The sequence below is a fragment of the Nevskia soli genome, from assembly GCF_903970205.1.
Classification (GTDB): domain Bacteria; phylum Acidobacteriota; class Terriglobia; order Bryobacterales; family Bryobacteraceae; genus Bog-113.
On sequence record NZ_CAJCHS010000331.1, the window covers coordinates 1 to 2,996 of the forward strand.

The following is a 2,996-nucleotide window of genomic DNA, read 5'->3' on the forward strand; positions in this document are numbered from 1 at the left end:
ATCCTGGCGCGGCAACTCGAGCGCCAAGGCTACAGCGTGACGTGCGTCGGTAACGGAGTCGATGCGCTTCGTCTGCTCCGCGAGCGTTCGTATGACCTCGCGCTGCTCGATGTGCTGATGCCCGAGATGGACGGGTTCTCCGCGCTGGAGGCGATCAAAGCCGATCCCGAGCTGCGCGAGATTCCCGTTATCATGATCTCGGCGTCCGACGAGTATTCCAGCGTGATCCGTTGTATCGAGAGCGGCGCCGAAGACTATCTTCCGAAACCCTTCGATCCCGTCCTTTTGCGCGCGCGGCTCAAGGCTTCGCTCGAGAAGAAAGCGCTGCGCGATGAGCAGAAGCGCAAGACCGAAGAACTGGAACGCGCCTATGTGAACCTGCAGCGCATGCAGGATCAACTGGTGACGCAGGAGAAGCTGGCGTCGCTCGGTTCGCTGGCCGCCGGAATCGCGCACGAAATCAAGAATCCGCTGAACTTCATCACCAACTTCGCCAAGCTCTCCGGGGAACTCATTCCCGACCTGCAGTCCTCCATCGAGCGCGCAGATCGGATGGAGACGGACGAAATCCTGAATGATCTGGCTGCCAACCTGCAGCGTATTCAAGACCACGGCGCCCGGGCCGACCGGATTGTGCGCGGCATGCTGGGTCACGCGCGGCAATCCAGCGGCGAGCGGGAGCTGACCGACATCAACACCCTCGTGGTCGATTCCGTCAACCTGGCCTACCATGGCGTGCGCTCCCACGATATCCGCTTCAACGTCGCTATCGAGTACCGTCTGGACCCGCGGGCCGGCAAAGCCAATGTGTTCCCGCAAGACCTCAACCGCGTGTTTCTCAACATCGCAACCAACGCATTCCACGCGCTAGAGGAAAAAGTGCGCACCGCCGGCCGCGACTTCGAACCGTCGTTTATCGTTGTTTCCCGGCCATTCGGACCGAGCGTCGAAATCCGCTTCTGCGATAACGGCCCCGGTATCCCGCCCGATCTCCAGCGTAAAATTTTCGAGCCTTTCTTCACCACCAAACCGGCCGGCATGGGTACCGGGCTCGGCCTCTCGATCAGCCATGACGTCGTCGTCAAAGAGCATCATGGTGAGCTTCTCGTCGAAAGCGAGCCGGGCGTTTCGACCGAATTCATCGTCCGCATCCCGCGAGATTTGACGGCACAATGACTCCGCGTGTTTTGGTCGTCGACGATGAGCCCGATCTGGAGCCGCTGATCCTGCAGCGTTTTCGCCGCAAGATCCGCGATGGCGAGATCGAGTTCCGCTTTGCCCGCAATGGCGAAGAAGCGTTGTCGGTTCTCGACGAAGATCCGTCGATTAACCTCGTGCTGAGCGACATCAACATGCCGGTGATGGACGGGCTGACGCTACTGACGCGCATCGCCGGTTTGGACCGCATGTTAAAAACCGTGATCGTTTCCGCCTACGACGACATGCGCAATATTCGCGTGGCCATGAACCGCGGCGCGTTCGACTTCCTGACCAAACCCATCGATTTTCAGGACTTCGAGACGACCCTCGTGAAGACACTTCAGGAGATCGCCTCTATTCGCGAGTTCACGAAACATCGGACGGAACTCGTGGCGCTGCAGAACGAACTCGCCGTCGCCAATCGAATTCAACAGGCGATTCTGCCCCGCGAATTCCCAACGAGTCCCCATTTTGAAATCTACGCGCGCATGCTTCCGGCGAGGACCGTTGGCGGGGATTTCTACGACTTCTTCGAGCTGGGAAAAGATCGTCTGGCATTCGCCGTGGGGGACGTCTCGGGCAAAGGCGTTCCCGCCGCGATTTACATGGCGGTGAGCCGCACGTTACTCCGCGCCACCGCTTTGCAAGGCCGCAATCCGCTGGAGTGCATGCTGCACGTCAATCACGTATTGCTGCGCCAGGGCGAAGGCGATATGTTCGTGACCCTTTTTTACGGGCAGCTTCACACACTTACCGGCGAAGTCGAATACTGCATCGCGGGTCATCAGGCCCCCTGTGTGATCTCGGAGGAACGCGGACTCGAAGTGCTGCAAGGCCGAGGGACCATGCTGGGGATTTTCGATGATCCGGAAGTCGCTACGGGTACGCTGCAACTTGCACCCGGTGACGTGCTCTTCTCATGCACCGACGGCGTGATCGACGCCGAGCGTCCGGACGAGCAAAACTTTACCGAGGCAAAGCTGCTGGAAGCGCTGCATGGCTGCGCAGGCCGTCCAGCTCGCGACATCGTAACTTCCGTTTTCGACGCCGTGACCGGATTCAGCGCGGGCGCGCCTCAAGCCGACGATGTTACTGCGCTGGCGCTGCGGTTTCTTGCTTCACCAGTGGCTCCGCATTCGTGAAGCTCGCCACCGCTTCGTCCGTGCTCGTGTAGAGCGGAAACATGCGGGTTAACCGGGTCATTTCCATCGCGTCTTTAACGCGCGCCTGCGGCTGGGCGATCTTCAACACGCCTCCCGCCGCTTTGGTCTTGGAATAGCCCAGAGTCAGTACGCCCAAGCCCGCGCTATCGATGAATGTCACTCCTGAAAGGTTCAGTACGATGTTCGGGGTGCCTTCGGTGCAAAGCTGCTCAATGGTGCCGCGAAGCGCCTGCGAAGCTTCGCCGAGCGTGATTCTGCCGCGGGCCGACACCACTGCCGCGGAGTTGGTTCTTAGAACATCTGCTTCGAATTTCAAGGGCGACATTTTACCTGTTAGAGTCTTAGCACGAGAATCGCCATTTGTCACGCATCGGACAATTTGGCCGCTGTCGACGCCACCGTGCGCAATTGAGCCATGGCAGCCGCGAAACTGGTCACCACGAACCCCCCAGTGGCTGTTTGCAGCCGCTCCGTGACTCGAGTGGTCGTACTCGGCTGTCCCCATAGCCCCACCAGGAGCGTGACCTCCGGAAACATCGCGTGAATCGCCTCTCCCGTTTTGCGCGCGTGGGTCAACGCCAATGGCGGCACGGACGACACGCAGACCACGTCGCAGGCTTGCGGCGCCAGCCC

The 2,996-nt window shown here is 60.1% G+C and carries 4 protein-coding genes; 2 read left to right on the plus strand and 2 right to left on the minus strand.

Annotation, left to right across the window (positions count from 1 at the left end; genetic code table 11):
- Both H1Y01_RS14430 and H1Y01_RS14435 read left to right on the plus strand, forming a co-directional pair.
- On the plus strand, positions 1-1,176 hold a 1,176-nt coding region (locus tag H1Y01_RS14430; RefSeq protein ID WP_180541215.1), incomplete at its 5' end, for a hybrid sensor histidine kinase/response regulator.
- Positions 1,173-2,342, plus strand: coding sequence for a PP2C family protein-serine/threonine phosphatase (locus H1Y01_RS14435; RefSeq protein ID WP_180541216.1), 1,170 nt, complete (start codon positions 1,173-1,175; stop codon positions 2,340-2,342). The genes H1Y01_RS14430 and H1Y01_RS14435, both read left to right, overlap by 4 nt.
- Here H1Y01_RS14435 and H1Y01_RS14440 read toward each other — a convergent pair.
- Together H1Y01_RS14440 and H1Y01_RS14445 are read right to left on the minus strand one after the other, a co-directional pair.
- Positions 2,290-2,679 (minus strand): STAS domain-containing protein, encoded by a 390-nt coding sequence (locus tag H1Y01_RS14440; protein WP_180541217.1) that lies wholly within the window; start codon positions 2,677-2,679, stop codon positions 2,290-2,292. The genes H1Y01_RS14435 and H1Y01_RS14440 overlap by 53 nt on opposite strands.
- Before the next feature lie 47 nt (positions 2,680-2,726).
- Positions 2,727-2,996 (minus strand): hypothetical protein (locus H1Y01_RS14445; protein ID WP_180541218.1); only part of this gene is annotated, 270 nt, incomplete at its 5' end.

Coding starts and splice junctions, on each gene's coding strand:
- H1Y01_RS14435 (WP_180541216.1), top strand. CDS start 1,173: ATGACTCCGCGTGTTTTGGTCGTCGACGATGAGCCCGATCTGGAGCCG.